We start from the raw sequence: 19,272 nt of genomic DNA on the forward strand, positions 1-19,272 counted from the left end.
ACGCGACTGATACGCCGTACCAGGTTCTGGTACGGCGTATTAGTGTGTCGCCGGTGGCACGTGAAGCTGATGAGAAGACGGCCCTGGGCTCGGTCTGGCTGCGAGCGGAACCTTCGTCGACCCGGGCCCCGCTGACCCGCGAGGACATCGTCGGTGCGGCGATCGGCATCCTCGACAAGGAGGGCCTCGACGGTCTCTCGATGCGCCGCGTCGCCGTCGAACTCGGCACCGCCGCGACGTCGGCCCTCTACTGGCGGGTCGCCACCAAGAACGACCTCCTGGAACTAGCCGTCGACGAGATCCTCGCCGGGGCCCTGGTCCCCACCGACGACGCCGGCGACTGGCGAGACCAGCTCGCCGTCCTGGGCCTGGCGGCGTACGAAGCCCTCGACCGCCACCCCTGGGCCACCCAACTCCTGGCCTCCCACGCCGGCCTCGGCCCCAACTACCAGACCTACACCGCCCGCCTGGTCGAAATCCTCACCACCGCCGGCTTCAAGAACATCCACCTGGACGCCGCAGTCTCCGCCGTCTTCCACTACATCATCGGCGCCGCCGTCACCGACGCCGCCTGGCACTCCACCATCCACCGCAGCGGCCTCCCCGACCCCACCTGGGCCAACGCCGCCGGCCAGCACCTGGACATCGAGCCCGAAGCGTTGACCGCCTACCTCACGCCGGACAACCCCGCCGGCCCCACCGCCCGCTTCACCACAGGCCTACGAGTCATCCTCGTAGGCCTGCGTCCTCGTCGTCTTTCCTAGAGATCAGCGAAAGCTGAGGTGGGGTTTTCGAAGGCGTCTGCGACGAAGCGGAGGAAGGCTGCTGCTGTTCCTCCGTCGCAGACTCGGTGGTCGAAGACGAGGGAGAGCTGGGTGAGTTTGCGGACGGCCAGCTCGCCGTCGACGACCCAGGGGCGGTCGATGATGCGGCCGACGCCGAGGATCGCGACCTGCGGGTGGTTGATGATCGCCGCACTGCCGTCGACGCCGAAGCTGCCGTAGTTGTTGAGGGTAAAGCTCCCCGATGACAGCTCGTGCGCGGTGAGCTTGCCGTCGCGGGCGGCGGCGGTCAGGCGGCGGATCTCGCCGTCCAGCTCGCGAGCGGTGAGCGTGTGCGCGTTCGGTACGGCGGGCACGACCAGGCCGCGGTCGGTCTGAGCGGCCAGCCCGAGGTTGACGCCGTCGTACTGAACGAGATCATCACCGTCGACGAAACCGTTCAGCTCCGGGTGCTTGCGCAGCCCGGCGACCACGAAGCGCGCCATCAGCGCGAGCAGACCCGGCCCGGGATCAGTTGCCGTGCGCATCGAAGCCCGCAGCTCGACCAACGGGGTCGCGTCGACGTCCACCCAGGTCGTCGCCTCGGGGATCTCCGACCGGCTCCGACTCAACGTCGCCGCGACGGTCTTCCGGAACCCGTTCATCGTCGTACGCCGAAGCTCAGGCAGCCCGGTCCGCGAATCCCCAACCACAGCAGGAGTACGCGCCGCCACAGCAGCTTCCACATCCCGGCGCACGATCAATCCACCCGCACCCGACCCCTGCAAACTCCTCAGATCAAGCCCCGCATCCTTCGCGATCCGGCGGACCAGGGGCGAGATCACCAACGGCACCGCACGCGCAACAACCGCGGGCCGCTCGGCAACTGCCAGCGCGGAACCGTTCGCAGCCGCAGGCTGCCCATTCACCCGAGCCTTCCGCCGACGCCCCGACCCCGCACTCTCCGGCGTCCCGTACCCGATCAGCACATTCCCCGACCCGGCCTTCTCCTCCTCGCGATAGGCCTCACCAGCAGCAGACCCGATCGTGATCAAAGGCTGACCGACGTCGATCGTCGACCCCTCAGCACCATGCAGCTCGGTCACCACCCCGGCGTACGGCGAAGGCACCTCCACCAACGACTTCGCGGTCTCCACCTCGGCAATCGGCGCGTCGACAGCCACAACGTCGCCGACAGCAACCAACCACCGCACGATCTCCGCCTCGGTCAGCCCTTCGCCGAGGTCCGGCAGCAGGAACGTGTTCACGAGTCCTCCCACTGCAGATCGTCAACGGCGTCAAGGATCCGGTCCACCGACGGCAGCTGGTGCCGCTCCAGGTGCGGAGGCGGGAACGGGATGTCGAACCCGGTCACCCGCCGGATCGGCGCCGCCAGCGAGTGGAAGCACCGTTCGGTGACCCGGGCAACGATCTCCGACGACACCGAAGCAAACCCCGAGGCCTCGGCCACCACCACAGCCCGCCCAGTCGACCGCACCGCAGCACACACCGTCTCGTCGTCAAAGGGAACGATCGACCGAAGATCCACGACTCCCACCGACCGCCCCTCGGCAGCCGCAGCCTCCGCGGCCTCCAAAGCGACCGGCACAGTAGGCCCATAGGCGATCAGCGTCGCGTCCGCGCCCTCACGCCGTACGACGGCCTTCCCGATCCCCGGCTCGGGGGTTCCGAGATCGATCTCCTCCTTGGCCCAGTACAACTTCTTCGGCTCCAGGAAGATCACCGGATCCGGGAACTCGATCGCCCGCCGCATCAGCCAGTACGCATCGGCCACGGTCGAAGGCGCGACCACGGTCAGCCCCGGCGTGTGCGCGTAGTACGCCTCGGACGAGTCGCAGTGGTGCTCGACGCCGCCGATGCCCCCGGCGTACGGCATCCGGATCACCATCGGCAGCGTGATCTTGCCGCGGGTCCGGTTGCGCATCTTCGCGACGTGGCTGACGACCTGCTCGAACGCCGGGTAGCCGAACGCGTCGAACTGCATCTCGACGACCGGCCGCATCCCGTTCATCGCCATCCCGATCGCGGTGCCGACGATGCCGGACTCGGCCAACGGGGTGTCGAAGCAACGACTTTCGCCGAACTCGGCGGTCAGCCCGTCGGTCACCCGGAACACACCGCCGAGCGCGCCGACGTCCTCGCCGAACATCAGCACGGTGTCGTCGGCCCGCATCGCGTCGCGCAGCGCCTGGTTCAGGGCCTGCGCCATGGAGAGCTTCACGTGCGTCATCTCAGGCCTCCTCACGAGCCAGTTCGTCGGCCAGGAACGCGGCCTGCTCGCGCAGCTGCGGCGTCTGCACCGTGTACAAGTGCTGGAACAGCTCGGCCGGATCCGGCTGCACGTCCTCCATCAGCCCCACCCGCGTGTACTCGGCCACCCGGTCCGCCTCGGCAAGCGCAGCGGCCCGACGGGCGTCGTCCAGCAGCCCGGCACCACTCAGATAGGCATCCAGCCGCTTGATCGGATCCCGCTCCAGCCACGGCGTGACCTCGGCGTCGTCGCGGTACCGCGTCGCGTCGTCGGCGTTGGTGTGCGCCTGCACCCGGTACGTGTGCGCCTCCACGAGCTGCGGCCCTTCGCCGGCCCGCGCGCGCTCGACAGCCGTCCCCAGTACGGCGAGCAGCCCGGCGAGATCGTTGCCGTCGGCCCGTTCACCCGGTACGCCGTACCCGATGCCCTTGTGCGCCAGGGACGGCGCGGCGGTCTGCTTGGCCAGCGGCACCGAGATCGCGTACTCGTTGTTCTGAATGAAGAAGACCACCGGCGCCTGCCAGACCGCGGCGAAGTTGAGCGCCTCGTGGAAGTCGCCCTCGCTGGTCCCGCCGTCGCCGACGAGCGCCATCACGACGGTGTCCTCGCCCTTCAGCCGCGCGGCGTGCGCGACGCCGACCGCGTGCAGCAGCTGGGTCGCGAGCGGCGTGGACTGCGGCGCGACGTTGCGCTCGTGCGGGTCGTACCCGGAGTGCCAGTCGCCGCGCAGCAGCGTCAGCGTCTCGATCGGGTCGACGCCGCGGCTCACGATCGAGACCGTGTCGCGGTACGTCGGGAACAGCCAGTCGCGCTCCTCGATCACCATCGTCGCCGCGACCTGGCAGGCCTCCTGGCCGTGCGAGGACGGGTAGACGGCGAGCCGGCCCTGGCGAACCAGCGCGCTGGCCTGGTCGTTGAGCCGCCGGCCCTTGACCAACTGTGCGTAACCGTCGGTCAGCGTCTCCGCGGACGGCAGCTGGTACGACGTGTGCGGGTGCGCGGCGCCGTGCTCGTCGATCAGCCGGACGGGCTCGGCGGAGGGGAGCAGACGCTCCTCAACGGTGGACACAAGAGCCCTCCTACAGGGAGACGGACTGATGCCTCATCGTCGTACTTCTGGCCATTCGCTGCCAGACCCTGCAGAATTGCGAGACGATCGGCTCTGATGCCAGGCTGAAGAGGGAGCAGAATGTCCGAAGAAGTGCTAACCGCCGCCCAGCGCCCTGGACAGATGGTCGTCGCCCCCGCGCTGGACGAGCTCGACCGGCAGATCGTCGAGGCTCTGACCCAGGACGGACGGCTCTCGATCCGGGCGCTCGCGGACCAGGTGCACATCTCCCGCGCCAACGCCTACGCCCGCGTCGAGCGCCTCACCGCGACCGGCGTCATCACCGGTTTCACGACGACGGTCGACCCGCTGAAACTGGGCCTCGCGACGTCGGCGTACGTCACCCTCAGTCTCCGCCAGAGCTCCTGGCGGGCGCTGCGCGAACAGCTGCAGACGATCCCCGAGATCAAGCACATGGCCCTGGTCGGCGGCGACTTCGACGCGATCCTGCTGGTCCGCGCCGCCGACAACGAGGGGCTGCGTCGCGTCGTACTGGAGAAGCTGCAGGCGATCCCGGAGGTGCTCGGCACCCGCACGGCGCTGATCTTCGAGGACCTCGGGACGCTCTGACGCTCGTACGACGTACTGCGGCTACGCGCCGCGGCGGCGCTGGCGGGCGGCGTACGAGCGCAGCGCGCGGAGGAAGTCGATCTCGCGGAACGCCGGCCAGTACGGGTCGCAGAAGTACAGCTCCGAGTACGCCGACTGCCAGAGCAGGAAGTTGGACATCCGCTGCTCGCCGCTGGTGCGGATGATCAGGTCAGGATCGGGCTGCCCGGCGGTGTAGAGATGCTTCGTGATGTCGTCGGCCTCGAGCGTGTCGGCGAGCGAGTCGAGGTCGTTGCCCGCCCGGGCCTCCGACTCCAGCAGCGACCGGACCGCCTCGACGAGCTCCTGGCGGCCGCCGTACCCGATGGCGAGGGTGACGTGGTTGCCGGTCGCGATGTCCTTCGTCGCCTCGACGGCGTCCTTCAGCGCGCGGGCGGTGGTGTCGGGCAGCAGATCGATCAGGCCCGCGACGTGGACCTGCCAGCGGCCGCCCGGCTCGGTCAGGCGCGTGGTGACGACTTCTTCGATCAGCTTCATCAGGTACAGGACCTCTTCGTTGCCGCGCTTGACCAGGTTCTCGGTCGAGCAGACGAAGACGGTGACGTGCTGGACGCCGGCGTTCTCGCACCAGCCGAGCGCGTTCTCGACGTGCATCGCGCCGTACCGGTGCCCGACGCTCGGGTTCGCGTGCCCCTGCCCGCGCGCCCAGCGGCGATTGCCGTCCATCACCAGCCCGACGTGCCGCGGCCGCGGCTTGCCCGCGAGCTGCCGCCGGAGCCGCCACTTGTACATCCCGTACAGCACGTCGTTGATCGCCATCCACAAAACCTATCCGCCCGCCGGTACTGTGCGTCGGATGCGGATCCTGTTCACGTTCATCGGGGGCATCGGGCACTTCCGGCCGCTCGTCCCCATCGCCCGCGCGGTCGAAGCAGCCGGCCACGAGGTTCGCGTCGCCGGATCCGGCAAGGTCACACCGACCGTCGAAGCCGCCGGTTTCACCACCTTCGCCACCAGCGGCCCCCGCCCCGCGGACGCTCCGCCACCAATCCCCGAGCCGCTCCAGCCGGCCGACCCCGCAGCCGAGGAACAGCACTTCGCTGCAGCCTTCGGCGGCCCCGGCGCCCGCCGCCACGCGGCCGCCCTGCTCGAGATCGCGACGTCCTGGAAACCCGACGTCATCGTCCGCGACGAAGCCGACTTCGGCACCGCAGTCGCCGCCGAGAAACTAGGCATCCCCTGCACAACAGTCCTGGTCCTCGCCTCAGGAGCCCTTCTCCGCAAGGACCTCTTGGCCGGCCCGCTAGGCGAGGTCAGAGCCGACCACAACCTCCCACCAGACCCCGACCTCGCCTTCCTCGACGGCGGCTTGACCCTCTCGCCGTTCCCCCCGAGCTTCCGCCACCCGTCGCACCCCCTGCCGCCGAACGCGTTCTCCTACCGAACCGCCGAGATCCCGCCCGCCGAACCCCACACTCCCACGGTCTACTTCACCCTCGGCACCCTGTTCCAGCCCGACACCGACGACCTCTTCACCCGAGTCCTCACCGGCCTCCGCGACCTGTCCACCAACGTCGTAGTCACCGTCGGCGACCGCAACGACCCCGCCGCCCTGGGCCCCCAACCACCCCACATCCGCGTAGAACGCTTCATCCCCCAGGACGACCTGCTCCCAACCTGCGACCTCGTCATCTCCCACGGCGGCTCCGGCAGCATCCTCGGCACCCTCGCCCACGGCCTCCCGTCGATCGTCCTCCCGTTGGGCGCCGACCAACCCCACAACGCCCAACGCCTCCTCACCCTCGGCGCAGGCGCGGCCCTCGACCCGGTAACCCTCACCCCGGCCGACGTCACCCAAGCAGCCACCGAAGTACTTGCCAACAGCAACTACGTCGAAGCCGCACAGCGCCTGCAGGCAGAGCTGAACGCCCTACCGGAGGTCGCACAAGCAGTTCCCCTCATCGAGTCCCTCGCCTGAGCCGAGCAGGCCCGGTTGCGGCCGGGCCCGCCGCGGATCACCAGGACTGCGGTTGCCCCGGTACATGCGTGCCGAAGGTCCACTCGTAGCCCTCCGGGTCGGCGACGCGGCAGCGGTAGTTGCCCCACTCGGTCAGCTCCGGTGCCCAGATCGACTCGGCGCCGGCGGCTGTTGCGCTCGCGTGGAGGGCCTGGACGGCTTCCTCCGACTCCACCGAGATCCACAGGCCGGATCCGCGGGTGTCGCCCTTGCGGGCCGGGCGGTCGTAGCCGACCTCGTCGGTGAAGACGCTGAAAGCGACGCCGGTCCCGTACCGGACCTCGGCGTGCATGATCCCGCCCTTGTCGTCGGGGAACTCCATCGTCACCTCGAACCCGAAGGCCTTCTCCAGCCAGCGCAGAGCGGCCGGGGCACCGCGGTAGGAGAGGAAGACGTGCAGGGTGGCGACTGGGGTGCTGCTGTTCTCGGTCATGTCTTCATCCTGCCGGGAGTAGCGGCCAGTTCGTGACCGCTACTCCACCCAAAAACGCATTCAGCGCCGGAACGACCCCGGCCCGTTCACCTGCCAGCCCTTCGCGACCGGGTCGACGATCGACCGCAGCGGCATCGTGAAGCTGCGGACCTGCTTGGCCGGCCGGCTGATCGCCCAGAACGTCGGGTTCTTCGCCGTCGACCGGTCCCACGCGATGCCCTGCCCCTGCACGTCCGGCAGGTCGACCGTTGCCACCCACCGCAGCTCCGACCCGGCCACGGGCAGCTTCATCGCGTACGCCTCGCCGAGGTCGTGCCCGGTCAGCCACAGCCGCCCGTCCGGCCCCCAGGACCCACCCGAGTTGCTCATCGGCTTGAAGCGATCGAGGATCGTCTTCGGAATGGTCCACCCCGCGACCACCTCGAACTTGTCGTTCAGCTTCACCACCTGGGTGTTGTACGTCTCGCCGTACAGCTCGCCGGAACCGTCCTCGCGCGGGTTGTCGTAGTTCGCGAACCCGGCCCACCACGCGCCGTCGTGCCGGTCCAGCCAGGTCAGCGAGCCGCGCTCGATCCCGAAGCTGTGCGTGCCGACGTGCCGCATCGTGCGGGTGTCGAACACCTCGATCGACGACTCCATCGGGTACTCGGGGTAGTTCGAGTGCACGGCGTACAGCTTGCTGCCGACCACGGCCGCGCTGTCCAGGTGCTCGAACGGCCCGTCGAGGTCGCCGGCGAACTGCAGCAGCGGCTCACCGGTCCGCCGGTCGTGCTTGGTGATCGTCCGGTTGTTCACCGCGTAGAAGTACTTCGCGTCGACCGCGACCGCCTGGTTGGCGTCGAACGCCGGGAACGACTTCACCGGCGTCGCCACGAAGGACGGCGGGTCGACCGAGGCAACGACAGCAGCCGGTACGACGGCCGCCGGCGCCGCGGCCGCCAGGGAAGGGACAGCCGCGGCCGCCACGGCCACCAGGACGAGGAGCTTCTTCATCAGGACCTCCGGAGGGGAACGGAAACGCCTCCGGCAGCCTCCGCCGTACGCCGGAACAACCGCCGTCCCCCGCATGAACCTGTCGCGTCAGCCAAGTGCCGAGTCAGTCACGTGCCGCCGTCGCCGCTTGAACCAGATCAGCAACGCGATACACGGCAGCGCGAGCCCGCCGAAGCCGAGCCCGAAGAACGCCCCGCGTCCGCCGACGTGGTCGACCAGCCAGCCGAAGTTCTGCCCGAAGAACCCGGTCACGAAGGTCAGCGGCAGGAACACCGTCGACAGGATCGTCAGCTGCTCGATCGTGGCGTTCTGCTGGACGCTCACCTTGGTCTGCTCGACCGAGATCACCGCCATGTTCGCCTCCAGCACCGTGGCCAGCAGGTCCCGCTGGGCGGCGACCTCCTCGTTCACCAGCACGAGGTGGTCGCGCACGTCCCGGAAGTAGGGCAGCAGGTCAGTGTTTCGAGCACCGCGCTCGATAGTCGCGAGTACGGCGAGCAGCGGGTGCACCGCGCGGTAGAAGTCGGTCACCTCGCGGCGCAGGAAGTAGATCCGCTCGGTCGGCGCCACCGAGCCCGCGAACACGGTCCGCTCGACCTGCTCGATGTCGCGCTCCAGCTCGGCGACGACCGGGCCGTAGCTGTCCACGACCTGGTCGAGGATCGCCCAGAGCACGCCGTTCGTCCCGTTCTCGAGCAGCTCCGGCCGCTGCTCCAGCCGGGACCGGGCGCCGTGCAGCTCACTCGCCGCGCCCTGACGGACGGTGATCACGAACGCCGGCCCGACGAACACGCTGACCTCGCCGAAGTCGACCTCCTCGCGCGCGTCGTCGTACCGGGCGGTGCGTAGGATGACGAGCCGGATGTCACCCTCGTACGGCTCGACCTTCGGGCGCAGGTGGAAGGTCTGGGCATCCTCGACGGCCAGCTCGTGCAGCCCGAAGCTCTCGCTCGCCTGGTCGAGCTCCTCGGGCGTCGGATCGAACAGGCCGAGCCAGACGAACCCGCCCTCGCGGCAGCACGCCGCCGCCTCCTGGACCGACATCGCACCGACGTGCTGACGGCGGCCGTCCTTGTAGTGGGCGCAGTCGACGATCATGGAACGGCTCCTCTCCGGCCCGGTACGCCGGGCCTGCCGGCCTCGCGCGCCGGTCCTTGGACCGATCCTGACCCCGCACCGCCGCGCGGAATAGGCTTGCCCTGACAAAGTCGCAGTGAACTTCAGGGAGATCCGATGGCCCGCCCGCTCGTGTTGATGCCCGGTCCGATGAACCGCTCGGTGCCGGACGGTCTGGCCGACGGCTTCGAGGTGATCCGCCTGTGGGAGGCCGACGATCCCGCCGCTGTGCTCGAGGAACGGGGCAAGGACGTCGTCGCGATCGCCAACGGCGGTACGGCGATCGACGGCGCCTACCTGGACCGGTTGCCGAACGTGCAGATCGTGGCGAGCTTCGGCGTCGGGTACGACAAGATCGACGCGGTCGCCGCTGCTGAGCGCGGTGTCGTGGTGACCAACACCCCCGGCGTACTGGACGACGAGGTCGCCGACACCGCCATGGGACTGCTGCTGATGACCGCGCGAGAGCTGTCGTCAGCCGAGCGGTACCTGCGCGACGGGCGCTGGACCGAGCGGCCGTACCCGTTGACTCCGGCAACGCTCAGCGGCCGGACGATGGGCATCCTCGGCCTCGGCCGGATCGGTGAGGCGATCGCACACCGCGCCGCGGCGTTCGGGATCTCCGTTGCCTACCACAACCGTCACCGCAAGGACGTTGCCTACGACTACTACCCGACCCTGGTCGAGCTGGCCGCCGCGAGCGACATCCTGATGATCGTCATCCCCGGCGGCGCGGAGACCAAGCACCTGGTCGACGCCGAGGTCCTCGCCGCCCTCGGCCGCGACGGCATCCTGATCAACGTCGCCCGCGGCACCGTCGTCGACGAGTCCGCCCTGGTCGACGCCCTGAAGTCCAAGACGATCCTGAGCGCCGGCCTCGACGTCTTCGAGCACGAGCCCGAGATCCACCCCGGCCTGCTGGAGGTCGACAACGCCGTCCTCCTCCCCCACGTCGGCTCCGGCACCATCCCCACCCGCGACGCCATGGGCCGCCTGGTCGTCGAAAACCTGGTCAGCTGGTTCGACCACGGCGTACCGATCACCCCTGTCCAGGAGTCCGCGGACCTGGTACGGAAAGACCTCTAGTTCTCCAGGTCCCAGATGCGGCGGGTGTGCCAGGCGTACTCCCAGGCTTGGGTGTCGGGGGGTTCGATGCCGAAGCCGGTCAGGATGGCGTTGACCTGTTCGCGGTGGTGGTTGGCGTGGTTGAGGGACTGGGCGATGAAGATGCCGGCCCGGGTGCCGCGGGTGTTGTCGTCGATGATGACGACCCGCTCGACCTCGATCGGGTGGGCCAGGACGTCCTCCCAGACGACGCGGCACTCCTCGTTCCACCGCTCGAGCAGGTCGAGGTCGGCCACCTCGTCGCTGTCGACGAAGTCCAGCTCCCGCTGCGCCAGGCGGCGTACGTAGCTCCCGTCGCAGCGCACGATGTGGTCGAGCGTCGCCAGGATCCCGCCGTACGTGCCGACGCCGGTCACCTCCAGCTGCTCGGCAGTGAAGTCCTGCGCCCGGCAGAACGCGATCAGCTGCTGGGTCGCCCAGTTGTTGTGCCGTACCGCATCCGTCAACACGTCGTGCATGCTCGGTCTCCGATCGTCGCCTTCGACGCTAACGCGTGAAGCCGCGAGACCTGAACTGATTTAACGCAGAGCGGTGAGCAACTCCGGCCAATGGCTGTGCAGCGTGCTGAGATGCGCCGTCGACCGCAGCTCCAGCTGGGCGTCGGGGAGATGCTCGGCGAGCCAGCGAGCGTTGCGGATCGAGACCTGCGGGTCGGCCATGCCGTGCCAGACCGTCGTCGGACAGGTGACGTCCTCAGGCCGGAAACCCCAGTCCCTGAAGGAGATCGCGGCATCCCGCAGATACCCGGCCAGATTCACCAAGGCCTCCCGCGCGGCCGCCGCCAGCTCTGCCGGCGACTGCTGAGCGAACCACTTCGAGTCCAGCGGCGGATGCCCCGTCGTCCACCGCGCGGCCAGCGCCTCGTCGTCGGGATCGCCCGGATCGAGCTGCTCGACGTACGCCGTGAAGTCCGGCCGGATCCGCTCGACGGACTCGTCGACCCCCAGCTGGGCGATCCCCGCGAAGAACTCCTGCTGCTCGGCCGCCAGATCGTCCCGGTGGTACGGCGGGTCGAGCGCCGGCACCACCGCCGGACTCGCGACCACCGCGGCGCGCGTCACCCGATCGGGATGCCGCGCCGCACAAGCCAGCGCGTACGGCCCACCGACCGACATCCCCAGGACGGCGTACCGCCCGATCCCCAGCCGGTCCGCCACCGCCGCGACATCGTCCGCGACCGACAGATGGTCCGACGCCGCGACGTCCGACGCCCCGTAGCCCGGCCGATTCACCGCAACCAGCCGTACGCCGTACGCGCGCGCCGCCGAGGCCCCCGGGAACGCCGCGTGCCGCGTGTCCGGGCAGCCGTGGAAGAAGAACACGACCGTCTCCCCGACGCCCGTGTCCCAGTACTGGGCCTGCCGCCCGTCCGGCAGGTGCAGGGTGGCCAATCAGGCCTGCGAACCGCTGATGTTGACCATCCAGGCGATGCCGAACCGGTCGACGCACATGCCGAACTCGTCGCCCCACATCTGCTTCTCCAGCGGGACCGAGACCGTGCCGCCCTCGGCGAGCTGGTCCCAGTACCCGTGCAGCTCGTCGCTGTTGTCGCCGCTGAGGCTGACCGAGACGTTCGTACCGGGCGTGTACTCCATGCCCTCCGGGACGTCGGACCCCATCACCGTGTACCCGCTCGGGGTCTCCAGCTGGCTGTGCATGATCTTGTCCGCGTCGGGCGAGTCGGTCGCCCCGAACTCCCCGAAGGTGCTGAGCGTCAGCTCACCCCCGAAGACCTGCCGGTAGAACTCCATCGCCTCCCGGGCCTGCCCGTCGAACGCGATGTAAGGATTGAGCCGAGACGCCATCACACACTCCCCTTGACCCGAACCGACCTCCAGATGCCTCGCACCCTAGACCCGCCCGCACCCCCACCGCGATGCCTCAGCCCCACAGTTCCACGACAACCTCGTCACGTCACCGTTCCAGCCCGCTCCGTAGTGCTTGCCTAGGACAACTAATGGTGCGGGCCCGGGAAATTCCCAGCGGGCCGACCGGGCGCCGACTAGGGTGTGGCGATGATTCCTCGGCACCTCACGATCGACGCGGCTGATCCCTACCAGCTGGCGGTCTTCTGGAGTACGGCGACCGGCTGGCCGGTGTCGGCGATCGACCAGCCGGGCGACGACGAGGTGCTGGTCGAGGCGCCGGCGCCGCTTCCCGGGCTGCTGTTCATCGCCGTGCCGGAGCGCAAGTCGGTCAAGAACCGGGTCCACCTCGACTGGGTCCCCGACGAGCGGACGCGCGACGAGGAGGTCGAGCGGCTACTCACGCTCGGCGCGACGATCCACGAGGACCACCGCACACCCGAGGGCCCGGGCTGGGTGACGATGCACGACCCCGAGGGCAACGAGTTCTGTATCGAACGCAGCGCGGCCGAGCGGGCCTAACCCACAGACCGCAACGCCGCGGCGAGCCGCCCCATGTCGTCCGTGATCGCATCAGCACCAGCCTCGGCCAGCTGAGCACCCCGCTCCGCCGACTTCGCATACCCCACCGACCGAGCCCCCACCCGCCGCCCGAACTCGATGTCGCTCACCGAATCCCCCACCATCAAACAGCTCTCGGCGGGAACGTCCAGCTCCTTCAATACCCCGTCGAGCAACGCGGGATTCGGCTTCATCAACCCCGGCCGCCCGAACGGGCGACCCACCACACCTGCAACCTGCCCCTGCAGTCCCTCACGCTCGAGCCACCGCACGATCGACGGCTCGCAATTGTTGCTCACCACAACCACCGGCCGCCCCGTCTCCGCGCACGCGTCGAGGAACTCGACCACCCCGGCCGTCACCGGCGCCGTACCCGCCGCCGCGATCTCACCCGCCACCGAGGCCCGTTCGACGTCCTCGACACACCCCGGCGCATGAGCCCCGGCGAACTCCAGCACGACCAGATGCTCGACAGTCCGCCGTACGGCGTCCGGCAGCTCCACCCCCGCCCGATCGAGCGGCTCCCGCGCCGCATCACCGATCCCGCTCCCACTCCCCTTGGGGAACAGGTCGGCCACCGGCCCGTCGAAGTCGAGCAGCACCACCCGGCTCCCGCGCAACATCTCCGCAACCGTCACGGCCCCAGTGTCACAGACGCCGAGCAAGCTCAGTCGATCGCCGTCGACCTGATACTCGGTTGCCGCGCGCCGCTCCCGCTGCCATGGTCGGCCGCATGCCCACCTTCACCTCGTACGACGGCACCGAGCTCGCCTACCACCTGATCGGCGACGGCGACCCCATCGTCTGCATCCCCGGTGGCCCGATGCAGGCCTCCGCCTACCTCGGCGACCTCGGCGGCGGTTTGGCGAACCAGCTAGTCAAACTCGACCTCCGCGGCACCGGCGACTCCGCGACCCCCGCCGACCCCACGTCGTACCAGGTCGAACGGCAGGTCGCCGACCTCGAAGTCCTCCGAAACCACCTCGGCCTCGACCAGCTCGACCTCCTGGCCCACTCGGCCGGCACCAACCTCGCCGCGCTCTACCTCGCCGCGCACCCCGACCGCGTCCGCCGGTACGCCGCGATCTCGCCCAGCGCGTTCGCCGTCGGCCTCACGATCACCGCCGAGCAGCGCCTCGAAACCGCCCGCCAACGCGCCTCCGAGCCGTGGTTCGCCGACGCGTACGCCGCGCTCGAGCAGATCACCTCCGGCACGTTCACCGACGACCTCTGGCAGGCGATCCGCCCGTTCTCCCACGGCCGCTGGGACGCCGCCGCCCAGGCCCTCGAAGCCGCGACACCCGCGCAGCAGAACGAGAAGGCCGCCGCGATCTACGCCTCGGAGCTGACCCCTTCGACGAGCTGTCTGACCGACTTCACCAACCCGGTCCTCGTCGTCTCCGGCCAGACCGACGTCGGCACCCCGCCGGCCTTCGCCACGGCGTACGCCGCGCTCTTCCCCCACGCGACCCTCACCATCCAGCCGGCCTCCGGCCACTTCCCCTGGCTCGACGACCCCGCCGCCTTCGCCGCGACCGTCGACGACTTCTTCACCCCGGCCCATCGCGCAGCACACCACGAACCTGGTCGACAGTAACCGTCGCAGGATCGAAATTCCGCAGCAACCAGGTGGCCCCGGCCCGCTCGTACGGCGTCCCGTCCTGCCCCGGCTCCAGCTCGGCCGCGTAGTCGTACGGCGTCGTCTTGTTGCGCAAGGCATCGATCTTCCCCACCGCCTCGGCGAACTCGTCGGCCGAACTCAGGTTGACCGGAAAGAACCCGTCCAGCCGCGCCGCCCGCTCCAACGGCCGCCGGTTGCCCGGGAAGCCGGCGGCCCAGACCGGGATCCGCCGTACGGGCGTCGGCAGGAACTGGATCCCGTCCACGGTGTAGTGCTCGCCTTGATGCTCGACAACCTCCCCCGACCAGGCAGCTTGAAGAATCCCGAGCGACTCGTCCAGCATCCGCCCCCGGATCCGGTCGTCGCACTCCTCGCCGGTCCTGGAGAACTCCCCCGCGAACCGATCGCTCCCCAGCCCGACGCCCAGCACGAACCGCCCACCGCTCAACCGATCCAGCGTCGCCGTCTCCCGTGCCAGCTTCACCGGCCGACGCCGCGTGATCGCACTGACCATCGGCCCGAACTCCAGCCGTTGCGTCGCGGTGGCGATCGCCGCCATCGTGATCCAGGGATCAGCCACCGCCCGCACCGGCTCCCGCCACCGCACGTGATCCCACACGAACACCCCGTCCCACCCCACCGCCTCCGCCTCGGCCGCGATCTCCGCGACCACCACCGGATCGGCCAACTCGTCGAACAACGGGAACCACAGCGCACGCTTCATGCCCCGACGCTAAGCGGCGCCGGTGCAGTAAGAAAAGCGATGAATCCCGATCACTTCGATAAGCCCTGCCGATCCTTCACCGGTCCGCGCAGCCTGCGTATCCTGCCCCCATGGACGTCACCTTCACCGGCGAGATCTTCTACTGGCGCGGCCCGTCCCCCTTCTACTTCGTCGCCGTCCCCGAGGACGAGTCCACCGACATCCAGGCCACGTCCACGTCGGTCAGCTACGGCTGGGGCATGATCCCCGTCACCGCCCACATCGGCAGCACCGAGTGGACCACGGCCCTCTTCCCCAAGGACGGCAAGTACTACCTCCCCCTCAAGGACGCCATCCGCAAAGCCGAGTCCCTGGAGGAAGGCCGAACCATCACCCCCACCCTCCACATCGCCCTCTGAGGCCTCAGCGTCTGTCCTGCGGGTCCAGGACACTCGAAGTGGTTCACTCCACAGCCTCGGAATCGGACCTTCAGCGGCATCCGGCCCGCACCCAGGATGAAGGCACAGACAACCGAACTCCTGGAGGCGCTCTCCATGCGCAAGATCGTGAACTCGACGTTCGTCACCCTCGACGGCGTGGTCAATCACATGGACACCTGGCACTTCGACTTCGTCGACGCGGACTCCGACGCGCTGGCCCTCGAGCAGCTCACCGAGGCGGACGCGATGCTGATGGGCCGACGGTCGTACGAGGTGTACGCCGGCGCATGGCCCGGCCGCGACGGCGAGTACGCCGCACGTATCAACGCGCTCCCGAAATACGTCGCCTCGACGACCCTCACCGACCCGACCTGGGAGAACACCGAGGTTCTCACCGGCTCGCTGACCGACGAGGTCCGTCGCCTCAAGTCGTCGGACGGCGGCTCGATCCTCATGCACGGCTTCGGCCCGGTCGCCAAGACACTGCTCGCGGAGGGTCTGCTGGACGAGCTGCACCTCTGGTACCACCCGTCGTTCGCCGGGGTCGGGACCGCCGACGACCGGCTGCACACCGAAGGGCTGACCGCCCACCTCCAGTACGCCGGCGCGAAGCCACTCGCCTCCGGCGTCGTCGTACTCTCCTACACCGCGGGCGGTGCGAAGTGACCTACCAACTCCACCGCACCTTCACCGCGACTCCCGCCCAGCTCTTCCGCTTCTTCACCGAGCCGACGCCGTTCTCGCAGTGGTTCGTGGTCCCCGGCTTCCGCACCGAGCAGGTCCACATCAACGCTCACCCCGGCGGCACCGCCCAAGCCGTCATGGTGGCCGAGGACGGCAGCACCGAGATCCCTTTCACGGTCGGATACGGCGCCGTCGAGCCACCCCGCCGGGTGGTCCTCCACCCGAGCGCCAACGAGGAGGTCACGATCACCCTCGCCGACGCCCCGGACGGCACTGTGCTCACCTACGCGTACGCCGGCCCAGCGACATCCCCCGCTGATCGATCCGCCGTCGAAGCGATGCTCGACCAGATCGCCCGCCACACCACGTAGCTGTCGGCCGGTGACGCCGGCAGGGCAGAATCTGTGTGTGAAGAAGAAGCCCGAGGCCAACCCCGTGATCGCGCGCAACCGGAAGGCCGCCCACGAGTACCAGCTGGGCGAGTCCTGGGAGGCCGGGATCGTGCTGCAGGGCATGGAGGTGAAGGGCCTACGCGCCGGCCGGGCCTCGCTGGTCGGCGGGTTCGCCCAGATCGAGGACCGCGAGCTCTGGCTGCACGGCGTCCACATCCCGCAGTACTCGCAGGCCCGCTGGTTCGAGGGCGGCTCACGCCGTAAGCGCAAACTGCTGCTGCACCGCGCCCAGATCGACAAGATCGAGCGCAAGGTCAACGAGAGCGGCCTGACGATCGTCCCGATCACCCTGTACTTCAAGGACGGCCGCGCCAAGGTCGAGATCGCCCTGGCCCGCGGCAAGAAAACCTGGGACAAACGCCACGCCCTCGCCGAACGCGAAGCCACCCGGGAGACCGAACGCATCCTCCACCGCCGCCTCAAGGGCCGCCCGGACTGATCGAGTAGGACGCCGGGGTACGGCCTAGAGCCAGGGCGGGTCGTAGCGGGCCACGTAGGCGCGGGCGCGTTCAGTCGGGTCTGCCCAGTACTGATGCGGCTGCCGATGCACATGCGCTTCGCAGAACTCCCGAAGACCACAGCTGATCGTCTCCACCTCACGAACCGGAAGACCCTCGAAGTCGCTGTTGGCCTGGAGGAGCTCGGCCTCGAGGTTCCACCCCGACGCGTCGAACGCCCACGCCCCCCACCGCGCGTAGACGTGCAACGGATGCTCGAAGTCACCCAGGTACAGCGCCGCCAAGGCAATCTCCTGATCGGGATAAAAATCCCGGCACGTCCAGGCGAGCACGTGGCACGCACCGCTCGAGAAGAAGGCCTGGTCCGTCCGCTCCCAGGAGACTCGTTGGTCCGACCGCTCGATCGCGGTCCGCCGGAACACCCCAGACGCCGTCACTGCCATCGGGCGATGCTAGCGGAGCCGGAATGAAGAAACCCCCGGGCGAGGAAACTGCCCTCTGACCTGGGGGTTCTGGTGGAGCCGCCTGTCGGAATCGAACCGACGACCTTCTCATTACGAGGGTAGTAACCCGGCTTAGACTTAGTTGCCGATAGCCCGCAATATCGGCTGTTTTACGCCTAGATCCGGGCGACTGATGCATCAGGCTGCGGCCGATTCAACCGATATTTCTGGCCTGGGCTGTGTAAAACGCGTGCGCATGTTTTCTGTCATCGCGGCGGCCATCAGGTCGGTGCCTAACTTGCGCCGCATGGACAGGACCCGCCCGTAGATGTCGAGTGTCGTAGAGCCTTGCGCGTGGCCGATCCGCTCCTGCACGTCGAGGATGTCCAGGCCCATCGAAAGCATGAGTGTGACGGCCGTGTGGCGCAGCTGACGCATGTTGACGCCACGTCCGGCCAGGCCAGCCCTGCTGATGGCACCGGGGATGAGCTTGCCCTTGACCTTCCGATCCTTGAGCAGTCTGGCGAAGTTGGAACGTAGCGGCGTTGTGCCGGTCGCTGTGACGAACATCAACCCGTCCGGCCGGGGGTTGTCCAGGACGTACGTGATGTGCCACCTAGCCATGATGGCGGCCGGTTGTGGCAACGGCACCGTACGGACGGACGCATCGGTCTTGCCGCCCTCCTTGCGCTCGATCCGGCCTGACGTTTCTGTCGCCGTCTCGCGTCCGATGTAGACGACTCCACTCTCGAAGTCGAAGTCCTTCACACGCAGGCCCATCGCCTCCGACCAGCGCCAGCCGAGCCAGCCGGACAGGTAGACGAGCGCCTTCCACTGACAGGGCATCTCGCAGACCAGCGCGTAGAGCTCGGTTGCGTCGAGCACATCGGCGGTCGTCACCCGCTTCTTCGGCAGCTTGGGTCGCTTCGTGGACGCTGCAGGATTGGCGCGAATCAGACTCTCGCGGACCGCATCATCCAGGCAGTGTTTGAACTGCTGGAGGGCACTGGAGGCCGTGTGCGGGCCTGCCGCGATCGAGTTGACCCAGGCGTCCACATCGAGCGGCCTGATGCGGCTAAGCGGCACGTTGGCCCAGCGGGGCAGGATGTGGCACTTCGCCTGGCTGGCCTCGGTGACCGTGCGGTTGCGGGACACCTTGCGGGCAGCCACCCAGCGGGCGTGGAAGTCACCGAACAACGTCCGGCCCAGCTTGGGATCGATGTAGTCGCCCTCGGCGATCTGGACCTCGACCTTGTTGCTGAACGCAAGGGCGTCCTTGTAGGCGTCGAACGACTTGGCCCGCTGCTTGCCCGTGTCGTCTCGGTAGCGCACCACGTAGGACGTGCGGCGGGTGCCTGATCGGGTCTCGATGCTTGCCATGACCATCTCCCAACTCGTGTAACGGAGCAGGAGCTTCGCTCTGTCTGGCGTCAGAAGTCCAGGCTTATACCAGGCTGATCAAAGAAATATCGGTAAGTACGGCGAAGACTAAAACGCCTGATTGACAGTCCGACCGGCACCTAAACGGCACCTAGATGACGGTCACGCATGAAGACTCGAGAACGACTGATGGCGTGCGTCATGCGCACCTAGGTCAATGCGTGACGGATCGGCGGTCGGGTCCCTAGGCTCCGTGGACCAACCCGGAAACGACCGGGAAACGTACGAAGG

General features: G+C 68.7%; 24 protein-coding genes. 10 read left to right on the forward strand and 14 right to left on the reverse strand.

Going from position 1 to position 19,272, the window contains the following annotated elements; translation table 11 throughout:
* Positions 1 to 53 precede the first annotated feature (53 nt).
* Complete coding sequence (locus tag HDA39_RS26865; protein WP_184799694.1) at positions 54 to 764, forward strand: TetR/AcrR family transcriptional regulator C-terminal domain-containing protein; 711 nt, start codon at positions 54 to 56, stop codon at positions 762 to 764.
* Here HDA39_RS26865 and HDA39_RS26870 read toward each other — a convergent pair.
* From HDA39_RS26870 to HDA39_RS26880, 3 genes are read right to left on the reverse strand one after another with little or no spacing between them, the layout of a single operon-like run.
* On the reverse strand, positions 761 to 2,029 hold the full coding sequence (locus HDA39_RS26870; RefSeq protein WP_184799696.1) for a 2-oxo acid dehydrogenase subunit E2: 1,269 nt from the start codon (positions 2,027 to 2,029) through the stop codon (positions 761 to 763). The genes HDA39_RS26865 and HDA39_RS26870 overlap by 4 nt on opposite strands.
* On the reverse strand, positions 2,026 to 3,012 hold the full coding sequence (locus HDA39_RS26875) for an alpha-ketoacid dehydrogenase subunit beta (RefSeq protein ID WP_184799698.1): 987 nt from the start codon (positions 3,010 to 3,012) through the stop codon (positions 2,026 to 2,028). Before HDA39_RS26875 ends, HDA39_RS26870 begins: the two co-directional genes overlap by 4 nt.
* A gap of 1 nt (position 3,013) precedes the next feature.
* On the reverse strand, positions 3,014 to 4,102 hold the full coding sequence (locus tag HDA39_RS26880) for a thiamine pyrophosphate-dependent enzyme (RefSeq protein WP_184799700.1): 1,089 nt from the start codon (positions 4,100 to 4,102) through the stop codon (positions 3,014 to 3,016).
* Between the two features lie 120 nt (positions 4,103 to 4,222).
* Here HDA39_RS26880 and HDA39_RS26885 point away from each other — a divergent pair, with 120 nt between their 5' ends.
* Positions 4,223 to 4,711, forward strand: coding sequence for an Lrp/AsnC family transcriptional regulator (locus HDA39_RS26885; RefSeq protein WP_184799702.1), 489 nt, complete (start codon positions 4,223 to 4,225; stop codon positions 4,709 to 4,711).
* 21 nt (positions 4,712 to 4,732) lie between these two features.
* Here the strand turns inward: HDA39_RS26885 and uppS are convergent, their stop codons facing one another.
* Positions 4,733 to 5,509, reverse strand: a complete 777-nt coding sequence (uppS, locus tag HDA39_RS26890; protein WP_184799704.1) for a polyprenyl diphosphate synthase — start codon at positions 5,507 to 5,509, stop codon at positions 4,733 to 4,735.
* A gap of 37 nt (positions 5,510 to 5,546) precedes the next feature.
* Here uppS and HDA39_RS26895 point away from each other — a divergent pair, with 37 nt between their 5' ends.
* Positions 5,547 to 6,668, forward strand: coding sequence for a glycosyltransferase (locus HDA39_RS26895; RefSeq protein ID WP_184799705.1), 1,122 nt, complete (start codon positions 5,547 to 5,549; stop codon positions 6,666 to 6,668).
* Positions 6,669 to 6,705: 37 nt separating this feature from the next.
* On the opposite strand, the gene HDA39_RS26900 is transcribed toward HDA39_RS26895, so the two are convergent.
* From HDA39_RS26900 to HDA39_RS26910, 3 genes are all read right to left on the reverse strand, one after another.
* A complete protein-coding gene (locus tag HDA39_RS26900; protein ID WP_184799707.1) occupies positions 6,706 to 7,140 on the reverse strand; it encodes a VOC family protein in 435 nt (144 codons plus the stop codon).
* A gap of 60 nt (positions 7,141 to 7,200) precedes the next feature.
* Positions 7,201 to 8,133 carry a hypothetical protein gene (locus tag HDA39_RS26905; RefSeq protein WP_202893133.1) on the reverse strand — a complete coding sequence of 311 codons (933 nt, stop codon included), beginning with the start codon at positions 8,131 to 8,133 and terminating at the stop codon, positions 7,201 to 7,203.
* An 87-nt stretch (positions 8,134 to 8,220) separates the two neighbouring features.
* On the reverse strand, positions 8,221 to 9,231 hold the full coding sequence (locus HDA39_RS26910; protein WP_184799710.1) for a magnesium and cobalt transport protein CorA: 1,011 nt from the start codon (positions 9,229 to 9,231) through the stop codon (positions 8,221 to 8,223).
* Positions 9,232 to 9,366: 135 nt separating this feature from the next.
* Between HDA39_RS26910 and HDA39_RS26915 the strand changes: the two genes are divergently transcribed.
* Positions 9,367 to 10,335: a 2-hydroxyacid dehydrogenase gene (locus HDA39_RS26915; RefSeq protein WP_184799712.1), complete on the forward strand. Its 969-nt coding sequence runs from the start codon at positions 9,367 to 9,369 to the stop codon at positions 10,333 to 10,335.
* Here the strand turns inward: HDA39_RS26915 and HDA39_RS26920 are convergent.
* From HDA39_RS26920 to HDA39_RS26930, 3 genes are read right to left on the reverse strand one after another with little or no spacing between them, the layout of a single operon-like run.
* Positions 10,332 to 10,832 carry a DinB family protein gene (locus tag HDA39_RS26920; protein WP_184799714.1) on the reverse strand — a complete coding sequence of 167 codons (501 nt, stop codon included), beginning with the start codon at positions 10,830 to 10,832 and terminating at the stop codon, positions 10,332 to 10,334. The two genes, HDA39_RS26915 and HDA39_RS26920, sit on opposite strands and share 4 nt — an antisense overlap.
* A 60-nt stretch (positions 10,833 to 10,892) precedes the next feature.
* Positions 10,893 to 11,765 (reverse strand): alpha/beta fold hydrolase, encoded by an 873-nt coding sequence (locus HDA39_RS26925; RefSeq protein WP_184799716.1) that lies wholly within the window; start codon positions 11,763 to 11,765, stop codon positions 10,893 to 10,895.
* Entirely contained in the window at positions 11,766 to 12,179 is a 414-nt protein-coding gene (locus tag HDA39_RS26930) for a VOC family protein (protein WP_184799718.1), read from the reverse strand.
* Between the two features lie 210 nt (positions 12,180 to 12,389).
* On the opposite strand from HDA39_RS26930, the gene HDA39_RS26935 reads away from it, so the two are divergent.
* The gene (locus tag HDA39_RS26935) at positions 12,390 to 12,761 is read left to right on the forward strand and encodes a VOC family protein (protein ID WP_184799720.1); all 372 of its coding nucleotides are present in this window, start codon (positions 12,390 to 12,392) and stop codon (positions 12,759 to 12,761) included.
* Here the strand turns inward: HDA39_RS26935 and HDA39_RS26940 are convergent.
* The gene (locus tag HDA39_RS26940; protein ID WP_184799722.1) at positions 12,758 to 13,438 is read right to left on the reverse strand and encodes an HAD-IA family hydrolase; all 681 of its coding nucleotides are present in this window, start codon (positions 13,436 to 13,438) and stop codon (positions 12,758 to 12,760) included. The genes HDA39_RS26935 and HDA39_RS26940 overlap by 4 nt on opposite strands.
* A gap of 95 nt (positions 13,439 to 13,533) precedes the next feature.
* Between HDA39_RS26940 and HDA39_RS26945 the strand changes: the two genes are divergently transcribed.
* The gene (locus tag HDA39_RS26945; RefSeq protein ID WP_184799724.1) at positions 13,534 to 14,397 is read left to right on the forward strand and encodes an alpha/beta fold hydrolase; all 864 of its coding nucleotides are present in this window, start codon (positions 13,534 to 13,536) and stop codon (positions 14,395 to 14,397) included.
* On the opposite strand, the gene HDA39_RS26950 is transcribed toward HDA39_RS26945, so the two are convergent.
* Positions 14,351 to 15,145, reverse strand: coding sequence for an LLM class flavin-dependent oxidoreductase (locus tag HDA39_RS26950; RefSeq protein ID WP_184799726.1), 795 nt, complete (start codon positions 15,143 to 15,145; stop codon positions 14,351 to 14,353). The genes HDA39_RS26945 and HDA39_RS26950 overlap by 47 nt on opposite strands.
* Before the next feature lie 110 nt (positions 15,146 to 15,255).
* On the opposite strand from HDA39_RS26950, the gene HDA39_RS26955 reads away from it, so the two are divergent.
* The 4 genes from HDA39_RS26955 (at position 15,256) to smpB (ending at position 17,139) form a co-directional block, all read left to right on the forward strand.
* On the forward strand, positions 15,256 to 15,543 hold the full coding sequence (locus HDA39_RS26955) for a DUF1905 domain-containing protein (RefSeq protein ID WP_184799728.1): 288 nt from the start codon (positions 15,256 to 15,258) through the stop codon (positions 15,541 to 15,543).
* A gap of 135 nt (positions 15,544 to 15,678) precedes the next feature.
* Complete coding sequence (locus HDA39_RS26960; RefSeq protein ID WP_184799730.1) at positions 15,679 to 16,230, forward strand: dihydrofolate reductase family protein; 552 nt, start codon at positions 15,679 to 15,681, stop codon at positions 16,228 to 16,230.
* Positions 16,227 to 16,619: an SRPBCC domain-containing protein gene (locus HDA39_RS26965; RefSeq protein WP_184799732.1), complete on the forward strand. Its 393-nt coding sequence runs from the start codon at positions 16,227 to 16,229 to the stop codon at positions 16,617 to 16,619. The genes HDA39_RS26960 and HDA39_RS26965 overlap by 4 nt, the downstream gene beginning before the upstream one ends.
* 37 nt (positions 16,620 to 16,656) lie before the next feature.
* Positions 16,657 to 17,139, forward strand: coding sequence for an SsrA-binding protein SmpB (smpB, locus tag HDA39_RS26970; RefSeq protein ID WP_184799739.1), 483 nt, complete (start codon positions 16,657 to 16,659; stop codon positions 17,137 to 17,139).
* Between the two features lie 24 nt (positions 17,140 to 17,163).
* Here smpB and HDA39_RS26975 read toward each other — a convergent pair whose 3' ends face one another.
* On the reverse strand, positions 17,164 to 17,601 hold the full coding sequence (locus HDA39_RS26975; RefSeq protein WP_184799741.1) for a hypothetical protein: 438 nt from the start codon (positions 17,599 to 17,601) through the stop codon (positions 17,164 to 17,166).
* A 198-nt stretch (positions 17,602 to 17,799) separates the two neighbouring features.
* Positions 17,800 to 18,981 (reverse strand): tyrosine-type recombinase/integrase, encoded by a 1,182-nt coding sequence (locus HDA39_RS26980; protein WP_184799743.1) that lies wholly within the window; start codon positions 18,979 to 18,981, stop codon positions 17,800 to 17,802.
* Positions 18,982 to 19,272 lie beyond the last annotated feature (291 nt).

Source organism: Kribbella italica (assembly GCF_014205135.1).
Lineage (GTDB): Bacteria > Actinomycetota > Actinomycetes > Propionibacteriales > Kribbellaceae > Kribbella > Kribbella italica.